The 24,666-nt window shown below is 55.7% G+C and carries 28 protein-coding genes; 16 read left to right on the forward strand and 12 right to left on the reverse strand.

Going from position 1 to position 24,666, the window contains the following annotated elements:
• Positions 1–181 precede the first annotated feature (181 nt).
• The 4 genes from D3871_RS16970 to D3871_RS16985 all read left to right on the forward strand — a co-directional run bounded on the left by D3871_RS16970 (position 182) and on the right by D3871_RS16985 (position 3,102).
• The gene (locus D3871_RS16970; protein WP_119770300.1) at positions 182–697 is read left to right on the forward strand and encodes a response regulator; all 516 of its coding nucleotides are present in this window, start codon (positions 182–184) and stop codon (positions 695–697) included.
• Positions 698–731: 34 nt separating this feature from the next.
• Positions 732–1,679: a phasin family protein gene (locus tag D3871_RS16975; RefSeq protein WP_158597964.1), complete on the forward strand. Its 948-nt coding sequence runs from the start codon at positions 732–734 to the stop codon at positions 1,677–1,679.
• A 94-nt stretch (positions 1,680–1,773) separates the two neighbouring features.
• A complete protein-coding gene (gene phbB / locus D3871_RS16980; RefSeq protein ID WP_119770302.1) occupies positions 1,774–2,514 on the forward strand; it encodes an acetoacetyl-CoA reductase in 741 nt (246 codons plus the stop codon).
• Between the two features lie 378 nt (positions 2,515–2,892).
• On the forward strand, positions 2,893–3,102 hold the full coding sequence (locus D3871_RS16985; protein ID WP_119770303.1) for a hypothetical protein: 210 nt from the start codon (positions 2,893–2,895) through the stop codon (positions 3,100–3,102).
• Between the two features lie 88 nt (positions 3,103–3,190).
• Here the strand turns inward: D3871_RS16985 and D3871_RS16990 are convergent, their stop codons facing one another.
• From D3871_RS16990 to pcaB, 4 genes are all read right to left on the reverse strand, one after another.
• Positions 3,191–4,693 (reverse strand): fumarate hydratase, encoded by a 1,503-nt coding sequence (locus tag D3871_RS16990; protein WP_119771400.1) that lies wholly within the window; start codon positions 4,691–4,693, stop codon positions 3,191–3,193.
• Between the two features lie 101 nt (positions 4,694–4,794).
• Positions 4,795–5,769 carry a tripartite tricarboxylate transporter substrate binding protein BugD gene (locus D3871_RS16995; protein WP_119770304.1) on the reverse strand — a complete coding sequence of 325 codons (975 nt, stop codon included), beginning with the start codon at positions 5,767–5,769 and terminating at the stop codon, positions 4,795–4,797.
• 55 nt (positions 5,770–5,824) lie between these two features.
• Entirely contained in the window at positions 5,825–6,016 is a 192-nt protein-coding gene (locus D3871_RS17000) for a hypothetical protein (RefSeq protein ID WP_119770305.1), read from the reverse strand.
• Between the two features lie 27 nt (positions 6,017–6,043).
• Positions 6,044–7,414 carry a 3-carboxy-cis,cis-muconate cycloisomerase gene (gene pcaB / locus D3871_RS17005; protein WP_119770306.1) on the reverse strand — a complete coding sequence of 457 codons (1,371 nt, stop codon included), beginning with the start codon at positions 7,412–7,414 and terminating at the stop codon, positions 6,044–6,046.
• Between the two features lie 134 nt (positions 7,415–7,548).
• Here pcaB and D3871_RS17010 point away from each other — a divergent pair, with 134 nt between their 5' ends.
• A complete protein-coding gene (locus tag D3871_RS17010) occupies positions 7,549–8,286 on the forward strand; it encodes a GntR family transcriptional regulator (RefSeq protein ID WP_119771401.1) in 738 nt (245 codons plus the stop codon).
• 73 nt (positions 8,287–8,359) lie between these two features.
• Here the strand turns inward: D3871_RS17010 and D3871_RS17015 are convergent, their stop codons facing one another.
• Complete coding sequence (locus tag D3871_RS17015) at positions 8,360–9,283, reverse strand: LysR substrate-binding domain-containing protein (RefSeq protein ID WP_119770307.1); 924 nt, start codon at positions 9,281–9,283, stop codon at positions 8,360–8,362.
• A gap of 124 nt (positions 9,284–9,407) precedes the next feature.
• Between D3871_RS17015 and D3871_RS17020 the strand changes: the two genes are divergently transcribed.
• Genes D3871_RS17020 through D3871_RS31385 form a run of 4 tightly spaced genes read left to right on the forward strand, consistent with a single transcriptional unit; the run spans position 9,408 to position 12,309 of the window.
• Positions 9,408–10,244: a CmcJ/NvfI family oxidoreductase gene (locus tag D3871_RS17020; protein WP_119770308.1), complete on the forward strand. Its 837-nt coding sequence runs from the start codon at positions 9,408–9,410 to the stop codon at positions 10,242–10,244.
• A 52-nt stretch (positions 10,245–10,296) separates the two neighbouring features.
• A complete protein-coding gene (locus D3871_RS17025; RefSeq protein WP_233575683.1) occupies positions 10,297–10,968 on the forward strand; it encodes a 2-hydroxychromene-2-carboxylate isomerase in 672 nt (223 codons plus the stop codon).
• Positions 10,965–12,170, forward strand: coding sequence for an MFS transporter (locus D3871_RS17030; RefSeq protein WP_233575684.1), 1,206 nt, complete (start codon positions 10,965–10,967; stop codon positions 12,168–12,170). Before D3871_RS17025 ends, D3871_RS17030 begins: the two co-directional genes overlap by 4 nt.
• Positions 12,171–12,180: 10 nt before the next feature.
• Positions 12,181–12,309: a hypothetical protein gene (locus D3871_RS31385; RefSeq protein ID WP_274381755.1), complete on the forward strand. Its 129-nt coding sequence runs from the start codon at positions 12,181–12,183 to the stop codon at positions 12,307–12,309.
• 50 nt (positions 12,310–12,359) lie between these two features.
• Here D3871_RS31385 and D3871_RS17035 read toward each other — a convergent pair whose 3' ends face one another.
• The 4 genes from D3871_RS17035 to D3871_RS17050 form a co-directional block, all read right to left on the reverse strand.
• On the reverse strand, positions 12,360–13,790 hold the full coding sequence (locus tag D3871_RS17035) for an aminotransferase-like domain-containing protein (RefSeq protein ID WP_119770310.1): 1,431 nt from the start codon (positions 13,788–13,790) through the stop codon (positions 12,360–12,362).
• 152 nt (positions 13,791–13,942) lie between these two features.
• Positions 13,943–14,158, reverse strand: a complete 216-nt coding sequence (locus tag D3871_RS17040; protein WP_119770311.1) for a DUF2970 domain-containing protein — start codon at positions 14,156–14,158, stop codon at positions 13,943–13,945.
• 66 nt (positions 14,159–14,224) lie between these two features.
• Positions 14,225–14,734 (reverse strand): DUF934 domain-containing protein, encoded by a 510-nt coding sequence (locus D3871_RS17045; protein WP_119770312.1) that lies wholly within the window; start codon positions 14,732–14,734, stop codon positions 14,225–14,227.
• A gap of 18 nt (positions 14,735–14,752) precedes the next feature.
• Entirely contained in the window at positions 14,753–16,414 is a 1,662-nt protein-coding gene (locus D3871_RS17050) for a nitrite/sulfite reductase (protein ID WP_119770313.1), read from the reverse strand.
• 417 nt (positions 16,415–16,831) lie between these two features.
• On the opposite strand from D3871_RS17050, the gene D3871_RS17055 reads away from it, so the two are divergent.
• On the forward strand, positions 16,832–17,593 hold the full coding sequence (locus D3871_RS17055) for a c-type cytochrome (RefSeq protein ID WP_119770314.1): 762 nt from the start codon (positions 16,832–16,834) through the stop codon (positions 17,591–17,593).
• A gap of 13 nt (positions 17,594–17,606) precedes the next feature.
• Positions 17,607–18,890: a cytochrome c gene (locus tag D3871_RS17060; protein WP_119770315.1), complete on the forward strand. Its 1,284-nt coding sequence runs from the start codon at positions 17,607–17,609 to the stop codon at positions 18,888–18,890.
• 74 nt (positions 18,891–18,964) lie between these two features.
• Here the strand turns inward: D3871_RS17060 and D3871_RS17065 are convergent, their stop codons facing one another.
• Entirely contained in the window at positions 18,965–19,153 is a 189-nt protein-coding gene (locus D3871_RS17065; RefSeq protein WP_119770316.1) for a hypothetical protein, read from the reverse strand.
• A 401-nt stretch (positions 19,154–19,554) separates the two neighbouring features.
• On the opposite strand from D3871_RS17065, the gene modA reads away from it, so the two are divergent.
• From modA to D3871_RS17085, 4 genes are read left to right on the forward strand one after another with little or no spacing between them, the layout of a single operon-like run.
• A complete protein-coding gene (modA, locus tag D3871_RS17070) occupies positions 19,555–20,307 on the forward strand; it encodes a molybdate ABC transporter substrate-binding protein (RefSeq protein WP_233575685.1) in 753 nt (250 codons plus the stop codon).
• Positions 20,304–20,714, forward strand: a complete 411-nt coding sequence (locus D3871_RS17075; protein WP_119770317.1) for a TOBE domain-containing protein — start codon at positions 20,304–20,306, stop codon at positions 20,712–20,714. Before modA ends, D3871_RS17075 begins: the two co-directional genes overlap by 4 nt.
• Entirely contained in the window at positions 20,711–21,385 is a 675-nt protein-coding gene (gene modB / locus D3871_RS17080; protein WP_119770318.1) for a molybdate ABC transporter permease subunit, read from the forward strand. The genes D3871_RS17075 and modB overlap by 4 nt, the downstream gene beginning before the upstream one ends.
• Positions 21,386–22,258, forward strand: coding sequence for an ABC transporter ATP-binding protein (locus D3871_RS17085; RefSeq protein WP_119770319.1), 873 nt, complete (start codon positions 21,386–21,388; stop codon positions 22,256–22,258). It abuts the gene before it with no gap.
• Between the two features lie 96 nt (positions 22,259–22,354).
• Here the strand turns inward: D3871_RS17085 and D3871_RS30285 are convergent, their stop codons facing one another.
• Together D3871_RS30285 and D3871_RS17090 are read right to left on the reverse strand one after the other, a co-directional pair.
• Complete coding sequence (locus D3871_RS30285) at positions 22,355–22,495, reverse strand: hypothetical protein (protein ID WP_158597965.1); 141 nt, start codon at positions 22,493–22,495, stop codon at positions 22,355–22,357.
• A gap of 17 nt (positions 22,496–22,512) precedes the next feature.
• Entirely contained in the window at positions 22,513–23,649 is a 1,137-nt protein-coding gene (locus D3871_RS17090; protein ID WP_233575686.1) for an ABC transporter substrate-binding protein, read from the reverse strand.
• 229 nt (positions 23,650–23,878) lie between these two features.
• Between D3871_RS17090 and D3871_RS17095 the strand changes: the two genes are divergently transcribed.
• Positions 23,879–24,568: a GNAT family N-acetyltransferase gene (locus D3871_RS17095; RefSeq protein WP_119770320.1), complete on the forward strand. Its 690-nt coding sequence runs from the start codon at positions 23,879–23,881 to the stop codon at positions 24,566–24,568.
• The last annotated feature ends 98 nt before the right edge of the window (positions 24,569–24,666 follow it).

Consider the following 24,666-nt stretch of genomic DNA (forward strand, 5'->3'; position numbering starts at 1 on the left):
GGCCTCGTCTTTTGATTATTCTCAACACAAAGTTGCAAACTACCTTTTCCGTCACACGGTAAGCAAATTCCTACAGTCTGGGACCAACGTTTACATGACATCAAAATGCACATTCGCTGATAGATGAGCGAAGGAAAGGTCGCAATACTGATCTTTCAAAAAAACATATAAACAATGAGACATGCAGGAACTAGGCACTTCTATTCACAGCGCGCCCTGGTATTGCTTACCCGTCGAAAAACCTGAAACCCGCGGATCGGAAGATCACCATCTAAGTCAATGGCTTGTCGCGAGAGAGACCATGCTTCGCGTCATGGTGGTTGAGGATTCCGATGCCGTATGTGGGGTATGGCGCCATATGATCGACAAGATCGAGGGCTTGTTGTTATGCGGCGAGTATGGTCATGTGATGGCCGCTCTCGTAGGCATTGCGAAAAATCAACCAGACGTCGTTCTGCTTGACATTCAACTTCGCGGTGAATGCGGGGCTCCGGTTCTGCAGTTGGCGATGGAGCGCTATGCCCACACAAAGGTCATCGTGGTGTCTAACTATGCCGACGACATTTATCGACGGCATTACATCAATGCAGGCGCATATGCTTTTTTCGATAAGAGCTATGAATTGAAAGCGCTTCGCCGCACTCTCGAGCAGCTTGCGATGGCCCGGCTAAATCGAGGGGACAGCTATGCAGATTAATGGACACGATGGATCAATGTGTTCTGTGGCACCCATGGCGATCGATATAACGCAGCCGTTCACAATATTGCTTGACCGTGCCAACCATATTGCATTTGCCAGTTCTACTGTCGAAATCTGGCTTGGCCATGATTATGAAGTCCTTCCTGGTTTACCTATCACTCTACTGTTACCTGAATCACGAACACACCATGAGTGGGGTCAATTGTGCAGCGATCCAAAATTTGGCCTGCACGAGCCATGGACATTTTCTACATGCGCGTTCCCATCCCAGTGCTGTTTCTATGCCCCCGAAGGATCGAGGCTTTTCGACCCCACTATTGCTTTTCACCCCGGACAGATAAAAAAGTCATTTCCCCGCCTGTTCCGGTCACCATTTATCAACAACATAAAAAAGGAGAGTAATTTGTTCACGCCAGATCAACCGCTTTTTCCGGTTACCCGGAACGTCATTGAAGCACAGATGACGATAGTTGCGTCAAGCAGTCGTATGGTAGTGAAGACCAGCACGCAGATTGCAAAGGTCAATCTGCAGACAGCGACCGTCAATTGGGATAGCGCTCATGCGGCGGCAAGACGCATTCTTTCCACACAAGATCCGCAAGAACGCGTTTCGCTCACTGCAGCGAACATCAAACAGAATGTGGAAGCGGCAACGCTGTACACACGTTCTGTTGCAGACATTTTTTCTTTAGCTTGCAGCGAATTCGCGGCTGATTTGGCATCCCATAGCAAGGAGCTGCAACAACAGTTCGCCGCTGCCTTCGATCAGGCGACACGAACGAATTTGGCCGGTAATGAGACTACCCGCCCGCTGTTTTACGCAACACTAAATACACTGGTTTCAGGATACGAACGATGGACCGATACAATGTTCCGATCGACCAGCATGCCCGATAAAGAGCCTCCAGCTTCCAACGAAAACGTCGCGCGTAAATCAGAAAAGCAACCGGTCAAGCGGACTCCGACCGCATTGCAGTGACTGAGCTAGCCAGCGCGCGACGTGAGACTTGTAACACATACGAAGTCACATCAAAAAATATTTGAAGGTACACATTAACTGAAAAGGACGCATCATGACAAAGATCGCATTAGTGACCGGCGGAATGGGAGGCTTAGGAGAAGCCATCAGTATGAAGTTGGCGTCAGTGGGTTATCGAGTGGTCACCACTTACTCGCCAGGCAATACTAAGTCCCAGCAATGGTTGGCGGACATGGAAGCCGGCGGTTTCGGTTTCCGTGCTTACCCTTGTGATGTAGCAGATGATGAATCCGCACAGGAATGCATCAATCGGATTACCAAGGAACTTGGACCGATTGATGTCCTGGTCAACAATGCAGGAATCACGCGCGATACGACATTCAAGAAAATGGGCAAGCCTGATTGGGATGCAGTGATGAAGACCAATCTCGATTCCGTATTCAACATGACTAAGCCGATATGCGATGGGATGATGGAACGTGGTTGGGGCCGAATAATTAACATCTCGTCTGTGAATGGCCAAAAAGGCGCTTTCGGGCAAACCAATTATTCAGCTGCCAAGGCGGGTATGCATGGCTTTACCAAGGCGTTAGCTTTGGAAGTGGCACGCAGGGGGATAACCGTCAATACCGTGTCGCCTGGTTACATTGCCACGAAAATGGTAAGGGAGATTTCTCGGGAAGTACTGGATACGAAGATCATTCCGCAAATTCCGATGTCTCGCCTGGGCAAGCCTGAAGAAGTCGCCGGACTGGTCGCTTATCTGGCATCTGATGAGGCAGCGTTCCTTACCGGAGCCAATATTGCGATTAATGGCGGACAACACATGCATTAAACCAGCGTACGACGAAAAGGGGACCTCCAACCATTTTTGTAAAATATGCGATGGAGGCCTTCCCTAGCCACGCTCGCCATGGATAGATATACGTCGATGCGGACGTCTATGTAGACAATTATCTCCGTAAAAGGTCTATCTTCATAAAAATTCGACATGGGGGCGGAATGGTATCGAATTATGTTCGGCATCCAAGATTAAACTCAATCCGCTATTTAAAGCAAAGTGTGATCTGGATAGCAGTGGAGATTAAAGCTGCTGTTATCCGGCTAGTTTGACCGCGCAGAAGGCATGAGAAGAAAAGGCGTACAGACGTATTTCGGACACTTCCATAAAGAAACGTCGCTTTCAATATGAGTGGGAGCCGCTGTTCAGTTTTTGGCGTCTTTTTCGTCCCTATGGCTGCCCAAACATGCACCGGAACGCACTCCGCTGGATACACTGTGGGGCCAGGGCAAGGACGCCATCTGCGCGAACAAGCAATATACCTCGATCGATGAACAGATCGCGTCGTTGATCGATTACGTCACAGGACCGTCGAATGCCAAAACGCTGCAAACCTCTGGCGTTCTATCCGAAGATTTTTGACTGTGTCGCGTAATGTCAAGGAAGTTTTGTTTACCTGCTTAGCTGATCCGCGAGACTACCGTAGGCCCTGCCCTGATTATCTTGCAGTTCAGACCTTAACGAGATTAAAGACGCTGTGAATGTTTCCCCCGGCTGCATCTACGGCCACCGTCACTGGCATATTGCGGACTTCAAACTCATAGATCGCTTCCATTCCCAGATCGGGAAAGGCAATCACACGCGCCGACAGGACTGCCTTCGAAACCAGATATCCTGCTCCACCTACTGCAACAAGATATGCGGCGCCATGTTGATGTATTGCCTCACGTGCGGCTCGACCTCGTTCCGCTTTTCCGATCATCACAAGCAATCCAGTCTGCTCTAGCAATGGTGCGACGAACTTGTCCATTCGCGTTGCCGTCGTAGGTCCGGCTGATCCTACCGCTTCACCGTCGACAGGGTCCACAGGACCGACGTAATAGATGGCACGGTCTTTCAGGTCAACCGGAAGCGGTTCGTTAGCGGCCAGCATGTCAGTGAGCCGCTTATGCGCGGCATCTCTTCCCGTAAGCAACTTGCCGGACAAGAGCAGCGTCTGCCCGACTCGCCATTGGGCGACCTCGATCTTGGTCAACGTGTCGAGATCAACGTGCATGCCGCCGTCAGTTGGCAGCATGTCCGGAATGCCATCCCAGATACCGGGGTCTGGCGGTTCAAACGTCATCGGGCCACTACCATCGAGGAAAAAACGGATATGTCGGGTTGCCGCGCAATTGGGAATGAGTGCGATTGGCAGAGTGGCGGCATGGCATGGTGCCTCCATTACTTTCACATCCAGCACTGTCGTTAGGCCTCCCAGCCCTTGTGCGCCGATCCCGAGCGCATTGACACGCTCGGCGACTTCCAGGCGAAGCGCGTCTACCGGGCTTACTGGTCCTCGCTCCCTTAACTGATGCAGGTCGATCGGCGAGAACAAGGATTTCTTCGCGAGCAGCATCGCCTGTTCCGGGCTCCCGCCAATCCCTATCCCGAGAACACCGGGCGGACACCATCCGGCGCCCATCCCTGGAAGTTGTTCAATAATCCAATCAGCGGGCGAGTCGCTTGGGTTTAATGTTGCAAACCGTGCCTTGACATCACCACCGCCACCCTTGGCAACGACCGTGACGCCAAGCCGCGCGCCGGCCACCATTTCAACGTGAACGATGCCTGGCGTGTTGTCACGTGTATTACTTCGAATCCCGAGCGGCGACGACACCATGGACGCACGTAAGGTGTTCACTTCACTCAGATAGGCTCGCCGGACGGCTTCATCTACAAGCTGCTGAATGGTCGGAAGAAACCCGCCAAGGCGGTTGGAAAATTGCACTTCCATCCCGACTTCAAGGAATACATGCGCGACGCCAGTGTCCTGGCAAATCGGCCGCTTTGCCATTGCGCTTAACCGGCTGTTGACCAGCAGCTGCAATATGGCGTTCTTCGCTGCCGCCCCTCCCTCACTCTCGTACGCGTCTTTGAGTGCATCGATGAAATCTGCAGGATGGTAGTAGCTGATGAATTGAAGCGCATCCGCAATGCTGTCGACGACGTCCTCGACGTAAATTACCGTCATAGTTTTTCCGTGAATGTAAAAATGGAGAGCCATTGACTTGCAAGGGCTCTCCAGCGTTGTTTCATCTTGTGAGTATCGAAAGCACGGTAATCTTTACCGGGTCATTCGCCGTAAACTCCTGCTTTCTTGATGATCGGCCCCCACTTGTCAATTTCCGACTTCAGCAGCGTGCGTAGGGCTTCAGGTTTGGCACGCTCGGCAGATACTGGTGTTGCGCCCAAATCTGCGAACCGTGCTTTCACGGTCGGATCCTTCATGGCCTCCTGCAAGCTTGCAACGAGCTTATCTACGACAGGTTTCGGTGTTCCTTTTGGCGCAAATACCCCATACCAGATATTCAGCTCAAAACCCGGAAGACCCGATTCACTGGCGGTTGGCAGATCCGGCAGTGCGGGTGACTTCTCCTTGCTCGCCACAGCATAGCCCTTGATCTTTCCGGATTTTAGATGAGATACGACATTGACTGTCTGGTCACACATGAAGTCGACGTTCCCTCCCAGCATGTCGTTCATTGCCGGGCCGGACCCTTTATACGGCACAGTGGTCACGGTCGTCTGTACTGTGCTGAAGAACAACAAGCCGCAAAGGTGCGAAGCTGATCCAGTACCGGCATGGCCATAGTTGACCCTGTCCTTGTTGGTTTTTACGTGATCAATCAGTCCTTTAAAATCCTTTGGCGGCAGATCCTTCTTCGCAACAAAAACCATAGGCAGATCGGCAACCAGGCCAATTGGCTCGAAGTCTTTAATGGAGTCATATCGCAGCTTTGGATACAGAGCCGGGTTGGTTGCGTGGCTGACATGGATCATCAGAAGCGAATAGCCATCCGGCGAAGCGTTCGCCACACGACCGGACCCAATCGTCCCTCCGGCACCGGCAACGTTTTCGATCAAGACCTGCTGCTTCAACGTTTTAGTCATACTCTGCGCCACCAGACGCGCCAGCGTATCTCCTGGACCACCAGCGGAATAAGGCATGACCATCGTGATCGGCTTGGCCGGATACTCTTGGGCATAGGCATAACCAGTACTCGCGAGCGCGATCAGGCCGGAAGCAAAAAGGGCGTTCTTCAACATCGTTGTCTCCTTGAATTGGAACGGAATAAGTAAAAAGGCTTGTGATGCTTTACAACTATCGAAGCTGGATTCCAGCCGGATGTAGGTTGGCGTCGCTCATGTCTTCCGGAAGAAGGTTGCCATCTTCCAGTTCAACTGCGATACCAAGGATTAGCGACAGCAGAACCTGCATGCCGAGTTTCCGATACCAAGGCAATTTCTTTGGCGGGGCAATCGCGTAATCGGCCCGCATCGCTTCATTACTCATGATGTTTCCTCTACTGCGGAATCTGAATTACAGACGCTTTGACAGGTCGATGGCTCGATCAACCATTTGCGGAGCCAGGCCAAGGTAATTCGCAGGATCAGTCAGGCGCTCAATCGTGGCGCGGTCAAAATGCTTGGTCACTTCCGGCATAGCCATTAATGCATCGGCCAGCGTGCCTCCCTTCTCATTCACAGAACGGCAGGCGTCATAGACGATGTCATGCGCCTGTTGTCGCCCGGTATGGGGAGCCATTCCCATCATTACCGCTTCGGCAACGATGAGGCCCTTGCTGATCCCAAGGTTGGTTTTCATGCGATCGGTATCGACGATAAGTCCGCCCAGGGCGAATTTCGCCTGATGCAGCGCACCTGCGGTGAGGATAAAGCTTTCCGGAATCGCGATCCATTCCGCATGCCACGGGCCGGTAGCACGTTCGAAGTCTTGAATCATCGCATCCACCATCAAACCTGCGTGCTGGCGCACGGCTTTTGCCGCGGCAAGCATCAATTCGCTGGAAATCGGATTGCGCTTTTGGGGCATTGTGCTGCTAGCACCGCGGCCTTTTACAAATGGCTCGTACACTTCGGCGAACTCGGTGGATGCCATGATCATGATGTCAACAGCGATTTTTCCCAATGAACCGGTGACCAGTGCCAAGAGGTTGACTGCTTCTGCAAAGCCGTCGCGTGCCACATGCCAGGTAGTTGCCGGCACCCCGAGGCCGAGCTCTTCAGCCATCGCTCGCTGTACGTCAAAGCCTTTCTCGCCAAGCGACGCCAGCGTACCAGCCGCACCGGCAAACTCAACAACGCAGACGCGTGGACGCATTTCCTGAAGACGCTGCTGATGGCGGTCGAACATGGCCAGCCAGATAGCGACTTTGTATCCGAAGGTGACGGGTAGCGCTTGTTGAAGATGCGTACGGCCCGCCATAGGGGTGTCGCGATGCGTGACCGCCAGGTCCGCAAGAATTTTCCGTAATTCCTGGATGTCGCTTTCTACGACATCCAGGGCATCCCGAACTTGCAGCGCCACTGCCGTATCCATGATGTCTTGAGTCGTTGCGCCCCAATGCACGTAACGGCCAGCGTCACCGCACATCTCCACCAGTTGGTGCACTAGAGGAAGAATCGGATAACCAACGATATCCGTCTCTTCACGCATATGGTCGAAGTCGATGCGCTCAATCTTTGATTCGCGAGCGATCACGTCGGCAGCTTCTTTCGGAATTACGCCGACGCGGGCCTCGGCTTTCGCCAAAGCAATTTCGGCATCGATATAACGTTGAATCAGAGCGCGATCAGAAAAAATGCCGCGCATGTTGGCCGTGCCGAAGGCATCGCGGAACAGGATGGAATCGACGACGGTGCTTGCGGATGCTTGAGTGTTTGAGAGCATGAATGTCTCGCATATGTAGTAGTAGGAATGTGGTCCGGCCTCAACAGGCCGTTAATATGTCCGGACATATCAAATATAATATGTCCGGACATATGGTGCAAGCGATTATTTGTACTAAAATGCCTATTGCACCTATGAAACTTCCAACAAAACTCCATTACGCAGACATCGCGCGGCATTTAACTGAAGGCATTGCCGCTGGTCAATTTCCAGTCGGTTCGCTGTTGCCGACCGAGATGGAACTGTGTGACCACTACAAAACGAGTCGTCACACTATTCGTGCTGCATTACACGAACTCCAGCAACTGGGCCTGGTCTCCCGGCGTAAGAATGTGGGCACACGGGTGGAAGCAGTCCGGCCTACCAATGAATTTCGGCCGACGCTTTCCTCGATAGATGATCTGGTGCAGTTCGGCAGCGAGCACATCAGGAAGGTGTTGTCCGTTGAAGAGACGACAATTCGGGGAGCGTTAGCCAAGGAATTGACCTGCGACAGTGGGAGCAAGTGGCTGCGGATATCGAGCCTGCGCATTGATGCGAATGACAGGCCGCCGGTTGGATGGACGGACGTCTATATCGAACCGGCGTACGCCGAGATTGGGGAATTAATTCGGAAGTCGCCGGATACCCTGATTAGCTCAATGATCGAGGAGCGCTACGGGCGTCGCATTGCCCAGATTCGTCAGGAAATCCGTGCGGTAGCAGTACCGGAAAATATGGCGCCTTTGCTTCAGGCCGAGCCGAATGCACCGGCCTTGAAAATCATACGTTGGTATCAAGACGCGGGAGGGCAAGTATTTGAAATGTCCGTCAGTGTGCATCCATCTGAACGGTTCGCTGTCTCGATGCAGTTACAGCGATCCAATCAATAACCATCTAATACCAATCCCATGTTTGATTGGTATTAGATGGACGCAGGCGACTGAGTGCCCTGCAAGATAAGAGTTACCTCAGCCGAACAATATCCTCGGATATGCGCACGGCATCTTCCAGGATCCAGTCGCGGAAAACCTCTACCTCGGGCCGCAAGGACGCGGTTTCGATCAACCAATAGGCGTAATCGCTTGTTTCAATGTCGCTGCCCGGATAGGTGACCAGACGCCCATCCTTCAGCCATGGCAGCAGGAGCGCGATGCGTCCCAGCGCAACGCCATGGCCTTCCAGCGCTGCCTGTATCACCTGATCGTATTGATTGAAATGCAGGAAAGCCTTCGCCTCGGCAGGATCCATGCCTTGGGCGCGCAGCCAGTCTTCCCAGCGCAACCAGGGCCGGGCACGCTCGTCGTATTCGAGCAGAACTTGCTGCAGCAGACCGCCCGGTGCATTGAACGCCGCCGAAGCAATTGCCTTGTTAGCCACAGGCACGATCTGCTCGCCAAACAGACGCAGCGCCCCACGCGGCGCCTGGGCTTCGCGGCAGTAGCGAATCGCCAGGTCGACGCCATCACGCTCCAGGTCCGACAACTGGTTATGTGCGGCGACACGGATATCCATATTCGGGTGCATCGCCTGAAATGCACCAAGGCGCGGTAACAACCATAAGGATGTGACGCCAATGCTGGCGCTTATCGTGACGGGACGCATGCGTTGTTTCTGGCGCAAGGACCGGTCGAATTCTCCCAGGCGGTCCAGCCATGGCGACGCGATGCGAAGCAATTGCTCCCCAGCTTCGGTGAGGATGAGCGCGCGATGCCGGCGCAGGAACAAGGCGGTGCCGAAATGCTCTTCCAGAGACTGGATCTGCCGGCTTACCGCCGATTGCGTCAGGCACAGGTCTTGGGCTGCCTGCGTGATACTCATGCGCCTTGCAACGGCGACAAAGCCGCGCATCGCATCCAGCGGCGGCAAGTTCAACAGATTGTTATCCATGCGTTTTTTTCATGTGAGTCATGCAAAAACAGCGTTTGTGCCGCCATGCGCAGTCAACCAGAATGGGCAACAGAAAAGCAGATAACGCATTCTAAGGGAATAGACCCCGGGAAAGGCACTACCGATGAAACGCGACCTTCATGAGCCATACGTTACGGCAAAACTCGGCTACCTTGCTTCGACTGGAAAAAGGCCATGCAATTACATGTTCCAGCCGCCCGCAGGAGTGCCGTGGGAAAACGCCGCGTATGACCGCGTCGAGTGCAAGATCCATGATGTCCGTCCTCTATCATCCGGATTCTCGCTGCAGTTGAATGGCTTTGCATTGCTGGCAGCGCCAAGCGCTCAAACCTGGTTTGAGGATGAGCGGCAGATACAGAATATTTACTATCGCGAGCTGGAAGAACACGCATTGAAGCTTACCGGCGGAACGCGGGCCGTCGTCTTCGACCACTTGGTGCGGCGGCGCGACGCGACCAGGCCAACCGCTTCGTTCGGCCGCGATAGCGGCGGCACGCGGCCTTCGGCCTTGGGCCGGGTCCATAACGATTACACCGAAACATCCGGGCCGAAACGGTGTCAGGCAGTACTGCCAGAGACTGCGCCCGACACCCCGTTTCTCATCCTGAACTTCTGGCGTCCGGTGGGATATCCGGTGATGGATACCCCGCTGGCGCTCTGCGATGCGAGAAGTTTTCCTTCACAAGACTGGGTAGAAGGCGACCTCATCTATCCGACCCGCACCGGCGAAATCTACCTGGCCCGGTACTCGGATGCCCATCGCTGGTTCTATTACCCGTCGATGACGCCGGGCGAGATGCTCGTCTTCAAGACCTATGACTCGCGCCTTGACCAGCCTGCCCGCATGACGCCCCATAGCGCCTTCGATGACCCGACCGCACCGGCGGACGCCTTGCCACGCCAAAGCATCGAGGCGCGCTGTCTCGTCCTGCTTGCATGAAAAGCGCGTCGGTGCATACGCCGCATCGTCCCTATTACAGCAGGAGAACATATTGAACACGGCGCACACACTTGCGAGTCCGCCTCGCCTCGAATTCTGGTTCGAATTCGGCAGCAACTACAGTTACCTGGCGACCATGCGCATCGAAGAACTGGCGCGCAGAGCGGGCGTCGCGCTCGAGTGGAAGCCATTTCTGTTGGGGCCGATATTTCGTGAATTGGGATGGAGTTCTTCGCCATTCGTCCTGCAAGCTGAAAAGGGTAACTATGTCTGGCGAGACATGGAGCGGCAAGCGCGGAAATACGGCTTGCCCTTCAACAAGCCCTCCGCCTTTCCGCGCGCTGCGGTACTGCCGATGAGAGTGGCGGCCTGCTCGGCCGGCGAACCATGGATTGCCGAATTCTGCAAAAACGTCATGGTGCAGAACTGGGTGAACGACCTGGACATCAATGAGGTGTTGAACGTGAGGCATGCGCTTGAAGCCCTCGTGCCGGAGCCCGACATCGTCATCCGGCAAGCAACGAGCGAAGAAAACAAGGCGCGTTTGCGCCGCAATACCGAAATAGCGCGGGCGCGCGGCATATTCGGCGCACCGACATTCCTGGTCGGCGACGAGATGTTCTGGGGCAATGATCGGCTGGAAGAGGCAATCGCGATGGCCGCGAGCGCGCAAGGCAATTTCCTGGAAGTCAGAACCATGCTGCTTTCACAGGTGGGACAATGAACAAACTCTTGAAGAACCCATTCGGCATCATTGTATGCGGCGGCATCATCATGGGCCTTGCGCTAGGCGTGCGGCATGTCCTGGGCTTGTTCCTGCTTCCGATGACGACCGAGCGCGGATGGAGTCGCGAAGCCTTTGCCTTCGCGATCGCGCTGCAGAACCTGGTGTGGGGTATTGCCCAGCCATTTACCGGCATGATTGCCGACCGCTTCGGCTCGGTGAGAGTACTGTTCGCCGGATGTCTGTTATACGGCGCCGGGCTGTATTGCATGGCGCATGCCGGCACTCCGTTCCAGCTTGCCGTGTCAGGGGGGCTGGTGATCGGTATCGCCTTGTCGGCAACCTCGTTCAGCGTTGTCTATGGTGCGTTGAGTCGCATCGTAACGCCGGAGCGACGTGCGTCCACTCTTGGACTGGCAGGCGCGATCGGAGGGCTGGCCCAGTTTGCGATGGTACCAGGCGCCCAGAGCGCAATGGAGCAATTCGGCTGGCTGGGTGCGCTGATCGTCATGGCGATTCTCTTGACCGTGGCCGCGCCTGCGTCGGCGATGCTCAATGACCGGTCCGAGGAGCGGACAGGTCAACCGGAACAGTCGCTCCGGCATGCGTTAAGCGAAGCCTTTGCGCATCGCGGGTTCTGGCTGCTGAATGCCGGCTTTCTGGTATGCGGATTTCAACTCGCCTTCATTGCGAATCATCTTCCCGCCTATCTGCTCGACAAAGGCCTGGCGGGAAATACCGCCGTCGTTGCGCTATCGCTTGTTGCACTCGCCAACGTGGCCGGGACTTATATCTGGGGCATGCTGGGCGGGCGTTTTCGGAAAAAATATCTGCTCGCCTGGGTATATGTGTTGCGCTCGGCGGCGACGACCGTTTTCCTGTTGTTACCGGTCAGCGAAATAACGATTTATACATTTGCATTCATCATGGGTTTCGGCTGGCTGGGCACGGTGCCGCTGACCAACGGAATCGTCGCGCAGGTGTTCGGGGTGCGATACATCACAACGCTTTTCGGCTTTGTCTTTATCGGACATCAGATCGGCTCCTTTCTCGGTGTCTGGCTGGGCGGCCTGGTATTCGATGCAACGCGATCGTATGACCTGATGTGGATCTGCTCGATACTCCTCGGTCTATTGGCAGCGCTGCTGCATGTGCCCATCAATGACCGGCAAATCGTCCGCAACAATGCCGCGCTGGCGTAAAGGAAAACCGATGGACAACTCCTGGCGACATGCCGTGCTGCTTGCAGTGGCCGCCGTGATCATCGGCAGCTGGGCCGTTGACGTTTTGCTCAAGCCTGCTGCGGTGTTCGATTTTGTTCGCGTGATCAATATGTGCTAACGAGTTCGTAGCAGATTCAGGCGACAGCGGCCAAGCGGAGCGGTTTGAAATCAATGGCTGGCGTTGCCTGTATTCGACGCAATCAAGCGGCTTAATGTTGCGATCGCCGATTCAGCCTGCGCATTCCAGGGATGGCCATAATTCAAACGCAGGCAGTTCGTAAACTCGCGGCGCGCCGAAAACATCGGTCCAGGTGCAATGCTGATTCCGAGCGAAAGCGCCTGCCGATGGATCTGCAGGGTATTCACGGTATGCGGAAGTTCGACCCAGAGAAAATAACCGCCATAAGGTTTTGTCGATTTCGTACCAGGGGGAAAATGACGCATGACCGCTTGCATCATTGCGCTCTGCTGCACCGACAAGGCATGACGAAGCTGGCGCAGGTGCTTGTCGTAGCCGCCCTTGGTCAGGTAGTCCGCGAGGGCGGCCTGCGCCGGCGCCGACGCGGACAGGGTGCGGGTCAGCTTCAGTCTCGCCACCTTCTCGGTAAATTTTCCGGGTATCGCCCATCCCACCCGATAGCCGGGCGCAAGGCATTTTGAAAACGACGAACAATGCATTACCAGGCCCTTCTGGTCAAAGGCCTTGGCGGGTACCGGGCGTTTGTTTCCGAAGTAAAGTTCGCCGTAGACATCGTCCTCGATCAGCGGCACTTCATGCGATGCCAGCAGTTCCACCACCGCCTTTTTCTTCTCATCCGGCATCAGGCTGCCAAGAGGATTCTGGAAATTGGTCATCAGCCAGCATGCCTTGGGCTGATGGCGCTTCAACGCAGCGGCCAGTTCCGCCAGGTCAATTCCGTCGCGCGGATGCGTCGGCACCTGGATCGCTTGCAGGCCCAGGCCCTCGAGGGCCTGCAAGGCCCCGTAAAAGGTAGGCGATTCGATGATCACGGCATCGCCGGGACGAACGACGGCCGAGAGACATAAATTCAATGCTTCCAGTGCACCGTTGGTGATGACGATTTCATCAGGATGTATATGCAATCCGTCGGCCAGGTAGCGCAGTGCGATCTGGCGACGCAGCTTGCCATTGCCGGGAGTGAGATCGTCGACCGTGCTCCATGGGTCCATTTCCTGTACGCTGGACGCCATCGAACGTGCAAGGCGTGGCAGTGGAAACAGCAGCGGGCTGGGAAAGGCAGACCCGAAAGGAACGATGTCTCGCGTCTTGGTGGATTCCAGGATTTCGAATACCAGTCCGCTGATATCGACCGTGGTCGTTTCGTTGTCCGGCGGTAAAAAAATTTCGGGTTCCGGCAGGCCTGCTTTCGCTCCTGCGATAACGTAATACCCGGATCGCTCGCGCGCCCGGATCAATCCCCGCGCTTCCAGAAGGTAATACGCCTCGAATACCGTGGAAGGACTCACGCCCCGGCTGACGCTTGCCTGCCGCACCGACGGAAGCCGGTCGCCTAGCTTCATCACTCCTAAACGAATCGACTGCGCAATTTCCTCAGCCAACGATTCATAGCGTTTCATGGAATCCCTGCATCGTTAAAAAGGCTGCCGGCCATCCTATTGTGCCCGGATTGGCAAAGTCGCAAGCGAGGTTTCTCCCCGGCCAATAATAATCTGATATGGCTATTATCGTGAAATACGACACTGCCCGCGCGGTTGGCGGAAATGCCTTGTCAAGAGACCGCCAGCTTCACGAAAAAGATGAGGGTGGCCACGAAGATGGCGGCTCCCATGAGCGCACCGACGACAACGTAGAGAGGATTCATGCCTCCTGCAACGTCTTCGTCAAAATCTTTCCTTCTCCGCAAGCCGATAAAAGACCAGGCAATCGCCACCATCGTGGCCATGAATGATCGCTCGGTTGCCTTGTTGATAGCTTTGTCTGACATGTTGGTACCTTGTGCTCGCCGACCAGGGCGATGTGAGATGAATGCGAAAAGTAAATTTAATCAAAGTCAAAGTCCGCCACGGCGTCGGAACAGCGGTAGCGGATCATCGACCGCTCCCTGATACTTCACCGAATAATGGTTGAAGCTTTTGATTGCATCGTCAATGTCCTTATCCGCACGCACGGCAAAGGAGTCAAATCCGCAGCGGCGCATATAGTTAAGCTGGTCACGCAATACATCGCCGATCGCGCGCAGCTCTCCGTCCCACTGGTATCTGGAACGTAATAAGGTAGCGACGCTGTAGCCTCGACCATCGCGAAACGTCGGGAAGTCAACAGCAATGACTTTCATCGACCTTAGTTCAGGGACGAGGGATTCAAAATCGTCGTCCGGGGAAATCCATACCGCCTGAATATTTGATGGACGATGTTCTTCAAGCATGCTCCGAAAATAAGAGAGCGGCACGATCTTGCGATGCGGCTCGCATGCGGAGGCAAGTTCAGCCGCTCTTACCAGCTCCCAGTCGTCGTCCATCACTTGTGGAACACCTGCATTAATCCTGATTATCTTTGGCATCGCAAAACTGATCTGTCTTTATACCGCATGATGGTAAACATTGGCTTTGAAGGGTTCGGCTCCGACCCGGGCGAGCGTATCGATAAAAGCTTCGCCCTCCACCCGCACCTGGCAATAGGTTTCTACAAGCCGTTCAATTACGCCAGGCATTTCCTCCGCCCGGAACGAGGGACCGATGACCTTGCCAAGCGCTGACTCGTTGCCCTGCGCGCCACCGATGGTGACCTGGTACCACTCCTCGCCATCCTTGTCGACACCGAGTACTCCGATGTTTCCCATATGATGATGTCCGCATGCATTGATGCAGCCGGATATGTTGAGCGACAGTTCACCGAGGTCGCAAAGAAAATCGAGGTCGTCGAAACGCCGCGCAATGGATTCGGCTATCGGAAGCGATCTGGCGTTGGCGAGCGAACAATAGTCCCCGCCGGGGCAGGCGATGATATCCGTGAGCAGACCCAGATTGGGCGTGGCAAGGTTTTGTGCAACAGCGCGATACCAGAGCGCATGCAGATCGCGTAAGCGTACGTCCGGCAGAATCACGTTCTGTTCATGCGCGATCCGGATTTCGCCGAGACCGAACTCATCGGCCCATGCGGCGATATGCTCCATTTGCTCGGCCGTCACATCACCGGGCGGTACGCCGGCTCCCGGCTTGGTCGACAGCGTCACTGATGCATAACCCGGAACTTTATGTTCCCGCACATTGCGCTTTACCCACTGCGCGAAGCGCTTGTTGTCCGCGAGCTGCCGCTCGAACGTGGGGTCGTGCGCATCCACCTGCTCGTACCGCTCCTGCCGAAAGAAATGCGCAACCCGCTCGTATTCATCCTCGGTAAGTGTGGAGGGGCCATCCTTGAGATGCAGCCATTCCTGTTCGACCTCGGCAGCGAAAGCGTCCACGCCAAGCGCCTTGACCAGTATCTTGATGCGCGCCTTGTACTTATTGTCGCGGCGCCCGTAACGGTTATAGACACGCAGGATGGCTTCCACATAGGACAGCAGATGTTGCCATGGCAAGTCATCGCGTATTTGCGAACTGAGAATCGGCGTTCTGCCAAGGCCTCCTCCGGCAAATACGCGCAAGACTTTCTGGCCAGCCGCATTCAGATGCATGTAAACGCCGACGTCATGCATCCTCACTGCCGCACGGTCTTCTTTCGACGCAGAGAGCGCTATCTTGAATTTCCGTGGAAGAAATGCGAATTCCGGATTCAGCGTTGACCACTGGCGAAGGATTTCGGCAAGCGGACGCGGGTCAAGTATCTCGTCTGCGGCAACGCCTGCAAACTGTTCAGTGGTGATGTTGCGCACACAGTTGCCGGATGTCTGAATCGCATGCATCTGTACGGTGGCAAGCTCTTGAAGAATATCCGGCGCTTCTTCCAGCTTGATCCAGTTGTACTGAATATTCTGGCGAGTCGTAAAGTGGCCGTAGCCCCGGTCATATCTGCGTGCGATATGGGCAAGCATTCTAAGCTGTGCGGACGACAGCACCCCGTACGGAATCGCCACCCGCAGCATGTAGGCATGCTTCTGGTTGTACAGGCCGTTTTGCAGGCGAAGCGGCAAAAACTCTTCCTCACTCAGGTCACCAGACAATCTGCGGGCGACCTGGTCGCGGAATTCCGATACACGCTCTCTGACCAGCACTTCGTCATATTCATCGTATTGATACATTGATCTCACCTAAGGGCTTCACCAGCCAATTGCGTGTTGCACACAACGCGGCGGCAAACGCAATTGTCAGCGCTCGCCGTTCTGTCACACAGATTGTCAATGTTTGGCGCCGTCAAAAACAGATTCAGTACAGCGAAAAAAAACCATAGCAGTTGTGGGTTGACCGATTAGCAATAGTGCTTTTTCCGTTCACTAACCATATTGAGCGCTTGGACGTCGTTTCATCTGCTTGCAGCGCATAGCAGCCAGCTGAATTTTCAGGATCAGATTCGGACTGCTACGCAAAAAATCTCTCCTACTGACACTGTCATGCTCGTCCGATGCAGTGCAGAATCGTTCCGAAATTAAAACTGCCGCACAAGGCTCAGCCACATCGGGAAGCGGAAGCAGCGGCAACTCCGTCACTATTCGGATCTTATGAAAACAACGTTAATAAAAATTCACGGCCGGGCGGCGCATGCCGGAGTCGGAGCGCGCAGCCTTGTGACGCTGTCGGGGAAGCTGGTGTTGACTGCATTGCTGTCGGCGTGCGGACTTGCATCAGCGCAGCAGGCCAAGGTACCCGACACCATTGCGCAGCGTGCGATGGCCTGCGCCGCCTGTCATGGCAAAGAAGGACGCGCGACCAGCGACGGCTACTTCCCGAGAATTGCAGGAAAGCCTGCGGGTTACTTATACAACCAGCTGATCAACTTCCGGGAAGGGCATCGTCAATATCCGCTGATGACCTACATGGTCGCGCATTTATCTGACGACTATCTGATGGAGATTTCACAGTATTTCTCTGCCCTGCATCTTCCGTATCCACCGCCGCAGGCTGCCAATGTCCCCCCTGCGATACTGGAACGTGGTCGGATGCTGGTGATGTCCGGCGATCGCTCAAAAAGCATCCCTGCCTGCATCGCATGTCACGGGCAAAAGCTTACCGGCGTTCTTCCGGCAATTCCAAGTCTGGTCGGCTTGCCGCGGGATTACCTCAATGCCCAGTTCGGCGCCTGGAAGAACGGATCGCGCAAGGCTGCCGCGCCCGACTGCATGTCGCAGATCAGCAAGCAAATCAGTCCGGACGACATTGCTGCCGTTTCGTCGTGGCTAGCCTCGCAGCCGATACCAGGCGACATGGCACCGTCGCCGGCGGCGTCGATCAAGCTGCCCATCCCTTGCGGCAGTGCTCAATAGTTACGGATGCAATATGAAGCGAATCTTATTTCTGGTTCTTGCCGCTATAGTTCTTGTTCCTGCTCTTGTCATCGGCATTCAAGTCTTGCACGAACCCGGCAGCGACCAGGCAAGTGTGCCGGTTACGGATGCGAGCGGGCAGCTTGCGCGCGGGGCCTATCTTGCGCGCGCCGGCAACTGCATGGCATGCCATACCGTCCGCGGCGGGCAAGCGTATGCCGGCGGCCGGGCAATTGCCACGCCGTTCGGCAAGATCTATTCGTCCAACCTTACGCCTGATGAGGATACCGGCATCGGCACGTGGACATCGAACGATTTCTGGCGGGCGCTCCATAACGGCAAGTCGAAGGATGGACGCTTCCTTTACCCGGCGTTCCCTTATCCTGATTACACCAAGGTCACGCGGGAAGACTCGGATGCGATGTACGCATACCTGCGGACAGTCGCGCCGGTAAAGCAGGAAAGCAAGACTCCCGATTTGCGGTTTCCCTATAACCAGCGCATCTTGCTGGCCTTCTGGCGCACGCTCTACTTCACCCCCGGCACGTATCAGTCACAAGCCGAACAAAGCCAGACGTGGAACAGGGGCGCATATCTGGTCCAGGGTCTCGGGCACTGTGCGGCCTGTCATACCGCCCGAAATGCCATGGGAGGTAGCATCAACGAAAGCAATCTTGCCGGCGGCATGATCCCGATGCTGAACTGGTATGCCGCATCGCTGACATCTGATGCCGGACATGGGCTGGGAAACTGGAAGGTCGAAGACATCGAAGATCTGCTGAAGACCGGCGTCTCCCGGCAAGGAGCCGTATCCGGTCCGATGGCCGAGGTGGTCAGTGAAAGTCTGCAGCATCTCACGAGCACGGACATCCATGCGATGGCGACGTATCTGAAGGACGTACCCAAGACAAAAAGCGGTGCGAATAGAGAGACGGCCCGCACCTCGGGCGATCGCCAGGCAATATTGCGGCAAGGAGCGAAACTCTACGAACAGCACTGCGCGGAATGCCATCAGGCAGATGGAAAAGGTGCGCCATCGGTCTATCCCGCTCTGGCAGGCAATCCTTCGCTGGCGGCGCAATCGGTAGTCAATCCGATCCGCATCGTGCTCAATGGCGGATATCCGCCGAGTACAGCGGGAAATCCGCGCCCCTATGGCATGCCGCCATATTCAGTCGCATTGGACGATACCGAAGTCGCTGCCGTCGTTTCTTATATCCGCACCGCCTGGGGGAATAAGGGGGACCTGGTATCACCGATCGATGTCGCTCGATTGCGCGGGACGCCGATAGATTAAGCAACCCTCATCCCGGGAACGCCGGAACTGTGCCAGCAGAGGCGCAGCTCCGGCGGCCCCGTGCCGGTTGGCCGTCAGATCATCGGCGGATATAACCTGCCGTCGTCTCCGAGGACCAATCCCTGCCATGTCGCCGGCTTGCCGGTGAGTTCCCATGCAAGTATTTGCTGCGGCGTCCTCCCCCTGCCACCGCATAGAGACACCATCGCCTTTTCATCCAGGTCTTCAGTTACGGGCAGGTCTTTAATCGTCAGCGCGTTCATCACTATTCTCCATAATATAAAAGTTTGAGAGTCGGTTCGGGCATCGTGCGATGCTTGATGAAGGCAACGCACAGAGCGTGCCAATTCGCCATATCCTTGACCATTGCCGGCCAGATCGGCAGCCGGCGGGCTGAAATCGCGGCCAGTGCCAAGGGCGGTGAGGTATGCGTGAAGACTATTGTGGGATCGCATCCAACACAGGATAAGCTGCAGTCAGTCAGGCTCCGACACCTTCGCTTTATGGTCACCGTATCAGGGGGCTAGCCATAGTGACAACGGTGATACAATCGACCGGCATATGGCGTGCCATATAGCAAGTATGCGCAGCGCCACTCTCTCTGCAGTGCAAATGCAAACACAATGAGACGTCGCCCGCCCAGCAACTTGAACCTACATATTCCATGATCCGCTTTAGTCTCTTTATCGCTGCAATGTTCCTCTCGCATGCAATGGCGCATGCCGATACCTTGACGGTGGCAGTTGCTGCCAATGTGCAGTATGCATTCGATGATCTGCAAGCCGCCTTCAAGAAAGAATCCGGTCATGACCTAAAGCCGGTCTTTAACTCGTCGGGAAAATTCTTTTCGCAAATTGCCAACGGTGCACCTTTCGACGTTTTTCTGTCGGCCGATATGGAGTATCCGGAAAAGCTGTACAAGGAAGGCCACGCCATCGCACCGCCCAAAGTGTATGCGCATGGCGCCCTCGTGTTATGGACAGTTAAGGATCTGGACCTGGACCGTTGGCAGACCGTCCTTGCCGGACCCGGCGTCAACAAGATCGCCGTTGCCAATCCGAAGACCGCTCCCTACGGGCGTGAAGCGATGAAGGCGCTGGCGTCTCTGCAACTTGAGCAAGCCGTGAAGCACAAGCTGGTGTTCGGCGAAAGCATCGCGCAAACCAATCAATACATCCATTCCGGCGCAGTCGAAGCCGGCTTCACCGCCAAGTCGGTCGTCGTATCGCCGGAAATGAAAGGCCAGGGCAAGTGGATCGAACTGCCCAAGGACGTTTACCAGCCGATCGCCCAAGGCATCGTGATCCTTAAGCATGGCCAGAAAAACAATTCGATGCTTGCGCAACAGTTTCATGACTTTGTGCTGTCGAAAAGCGCGCGGGCCATTCTTGAACGTTACGGATATATCCTGCCGTGAACCGACTGCCCGGCCATATCGCCGCGATCGACCGGCACGGCAGCATCGCGCTGGTCGATGCGGTGGCCGCCGATCAGTGCTTCACCGCCATGCTGATCGGTACCGGGAATGAAACGGCAAGCTGGCAAGCTGGCATGCCTGTGACCCTGTTGTTCAAGGAGGCCGAAGTCTCGCTGGCAAAAGACCTTGCCGGCCAGATCAGCATGCGCAATCGACTCGCCTGCCGCGTGACCGCCATCGAACAGGGACGCCTGATGAGCAAGGTGGTACTGGATTTCCGGGGACATGAAGTGATTTCCCTGATTACCACCCGCTCGGCACAAGCACTGGCCATCGTGCCTGGCGATGCGGTCGAGGCACTCATCAAGGCGAATGAAATGACGCTGGTGCCGGAGCCGCAAGCATGAACCACGACTGGGAGCCATTGCTGCTGACCTTCCGGCTGGCCGCGCTGACGACGTTGATCCTGCTCGTGATCGGCATTCCTCTTGCCTACTGGGTGGCGAACACGCGCACGCGTTTCAAGCCTGTCATCGAAACCCTGATCAGCATGCCGCTGGTACTGCCGCCTTCCGTACTCGGCTTTTACCTGTTGCTGGCCTTTAGTCCACAGAACGCCTTCGGCCAGTGGCTGGAACAATGGTTTCATGTACGGCTGGTGTTCAGCTTCGCTGGCCTGGTGATCGGGTCCGTGATCTTCAGCCTGCCATTCATGGTCCATCCGATACAGGCCGGCTTGCAGGCATTACCCGCATCGCTGATGGAAGCCTCGCGTACGCTGGGAAAGTCCGATACGATCACCCTGCTTCGTGTGCTGCTGCCCAACATCAAGCCCGCGCTGCTGTCGGGCGTGGTGCTCAGTTTTGCCCACACCGTCGGCGAATTCGGCGTCATCCTGATGATAGGCGGGAATATCCCGGGAGTGACCAAGGTAGCGTCGATCGCCATCTACGACGAAGTGGAAAGCCTGAACTATGCGGCGGCAAACTTCTATGCGGCGGTACTATTCACTGTGACTTTCGCGATCCTTCTGACCGTGTATATCGTGAACAAGAAGCTGGTCAAGGCCGGGGGCTGAATGATAGATATCACCCTCGCGCATACGCTGCATGGCGCTGGTGGATCATGGCAACTGTCGATCGAAACCCGTATTGCCAGCGGTAGTTTCGCTGCACTGTTCGGCCCCTCGGGCGCGGGCAAGACCACCATCCTGCGCATGCTCGCGGGTCTTGCCAGGCCGGCAAGCGGACGCATCGTCGTTGATGACACGATCTGGTTCGACAGTGCGGCTGGAATCAATCTGCCGCCGCAAAAACGCTCGATCGGTTTCCTGTTCCAGGATTACGCGCTGTTTCCCAATCTTAGCGTGCGCGGCAACATCGCCTATGCGCTCGACCGGCGCGACGATGCCTGGGTCGACGAATTACTGGCATTGACCGGCCTGACGCAGCTGGCGGCGCGCTTGCCGGCCACCTTGTCGGGCGGTCAGAAGCAGCGCGTGGCGCTGGCCCGCGCCGTCGCACGCCGGCCACGCCTGCTCTTGCTCGATGAACCGCTGTCCGCGCTGGATATGCGGCTGCGCGCCGAGTTGCAGGACGAGCTGGCTGCGCTGCACCGCCGCTTCGGCCTGACGACGCTGCTGGTCAGCCATGACATCGGCGAAGTATTCAAGCTGGCGCAGCATGTGATGCAGTTAGAAGCGGGTCGCATTCTTGCGTCCGGCTCGCCGGCCGAAGTGTTCCTGCAAAACCGTTTGTCGGGACAACTCAATTTGCGAGCGCAAGTCCTGGCCGTGCGCCAGGAGGAAGTCGTGCATATCGTGACGCTGCTGGTAGGGCAGGAAATTCTGGAAGTGCTGGTTTCCGACGACGAAGCTGCCTTGCTTAAGCCGGGAGATCATGTTGCCATGTCGGCCAAGACATTGAGTCCTTATCTATTCAAGGTCGACTGATACGCGATTCCATAGATTGCCTGAGTGCGTCTTACCGTGCCGGACGCATTTTGCTGCCCTTTCCCGCTTGCAGGAAAGGGCAGGCGTCAACCATGTTTAGAGCAGTTTCACCCTGACTGTGCCGTCGATGCCGGACGCTTTGCCCGCGGCACCGCGTTGCGACTCCTTGCCATGGCCCGCCATGTCGCGGCGCCGCGCCTTGTTCCACAGGCAAATCGCCTCGGCCTCGCCTGGCAAGTCAGAGTGAAACTGCTCTAGCGAACAAACCTTCCATCCTTGCCTATCATCGTCAGCTCGACAAATTCACTGCCGGTATGATCGTTGGGACCATAGGTCACCATCAAACCGCCGAAGTCCACACGCTGCATCGACTCCAGCGCACGGATGAACCCTTCCCGCGTCAATTTCGGACCGGCGCGACGCAGGCCCTCGACCAGTACCTTGGCATTCATATAACCTTCCATCGCGGGATACGAAATCGTAATGCCGTATGCCTTTGCCGCCATGTTGAATTCCTGTCCCAGCGGCGTGGTAACCAGGTGCGGCGCTGGCGTTACCTGCGATACCACCACACCGATACCGGCCGGACCCAGTTCCTTGACAAAGGCCTCGGAGGAATTGTTCGACAAGGTCATGATCTGGGTCTGACTGCCGGCGGCGCGAATGGCCTTGATGACGTCGACCGTATTTTTTGCTGAGCTGACAATGATGAGTGCCGCCGGATTGGCCTTGACGACTTCGGCCGCGGCTGCCTTGTTGTCCGGATTCACCCGCGCAAACTTGATGGTGGCGGTCGGTGCAAGCTTGCGTGTGTCCATCGCCTTCTTGAAACCTTCCAGTCCGTCCTGGCCAAATGCATCATCGACATGCAGGATACCGATTCTTTGGATGCCAATGGTGGTGAAATGCTCGATCGCGCGCACTACTTCATCCTGATATTTGGCGCGGATATTGAACAGCATCCGGTGTACTGGCTGATGGAACACCGATGCGCCGGTACTGGGCGCCACCAGTGGAATATTATTGCCTTCGAGCAGAGGCAGGATACCTTGCGTATGCGGGGTGCCTCGTCCCAGGAATAACGCGAATACGCGCTCTTTCCTGATCAGCGTTTCCGCGTTTGCACGAGTGAGCGCGGGATCGAACTTGTCGTCGAGCACACGCATTTCAATCTTGCGGCCGTGTATGCCGCCTTGTTTATTGACTTGCTTGAAATAGGCTTCCGCACCTTCATTCATTTCCTTGACCGGGGCGGCCACCGTGCCAGTCAGGCCGACGGTTTGTCCGATCAGGATGCCGGAATCGGTAACTCCCTCCTCCGCCGCTGCCGCAAAAATGCTTCCGCCGAACAAAAGTGCAACCAGGAGAGTGCGTCGTTTCAGCATCATCATGTCTTCCTCTAACGGTAATTAGGTAAGTAGCTGTTTAGCTGTTGCATTTTTCTTCCTTGCAAGACAAATGGCAACTGTGGGTTTTACGTAACACCGTGAACAAAACATCGAACACACCGGTTGATAACGCTCAATCGGAACGTATATACAAAGTAGTCTCCAGCGACTTGCCATCATATGGCCTACAATGCAATGGTGCATTGCACAAACCAGGTCTGCAGGAGCGTATATGGATTCGAACGATCTAGAAGGCTTGACGCCAAACATGAATACCTCTTCCCCGACAGCCGGCGAACGCCCGGTCGTCCGTGTCAAGGAATTATCCGAACGCGACAGGCGGCGCCTGCTGATGCATTTTCTCGCGCTCGACGATAGTGATCGCTTGCTGCGATTCGGTACCATTTTGCCGGATGAACTAATTACGCGCTACGTACAGAGACTGGACTTTTCGCGCGATACGGTGTTTGGAGTTTACGATGCCAATCTTGCCTTGCTGGGGGTCGGGCATCTTGCTTTCACGCCGCGCGAAACATCGTCGATATTGCACAATGCGACGCTCAAGGCGCGAGTCGCAGAGTTTGGCGTGTCGGTGGCGTCGAATGCGCGCGGCATGGGCATCGGCTCAAGACTGTTCGAGCGTGCCGCGATACGCTGCCGCAACGAAGATGTCGATACGCTGTACATGCATTGTCTTTCTTCCAACCAAACGATGATACATATCGCGGCCAAGGCCGGCATGGAAATCCATCGCGAATATGGCGAAGCCGATGCCTATCTGAAGTTGCTGCCGGCCAGTCCGGGAACGATGCTGGCCGAAGCGGTGGAAGAACAGTTCGCCACCTTCGATTACGGATTCAAGGCGAATACGAAGGCGGCGCTGAAGTGGTGGAACCGGCTGCCGGGACGCAAGGCGAAGTAGCCGGTTGCTACCGCGATCAGCCGGCCCCCGGACGCGGCGCTGGACGGGTACCTGGAATCCAAGTCGGTGTTCATGGCGGTGTAACCTGTTTTTGTAAA

It is taken from the genome of Noviherbaspirillum saxi, assembly GCF_003591035.1.
In the GTDB taxonomy this organism is placed as follows: domain Bacteria; phylum Pseudomonadota; class Gammaproteobacteria; order Burkholderiales; family Burkholderiaceae_D; genus Noviherbaspirillum; species Noviherbaspirillum saxi.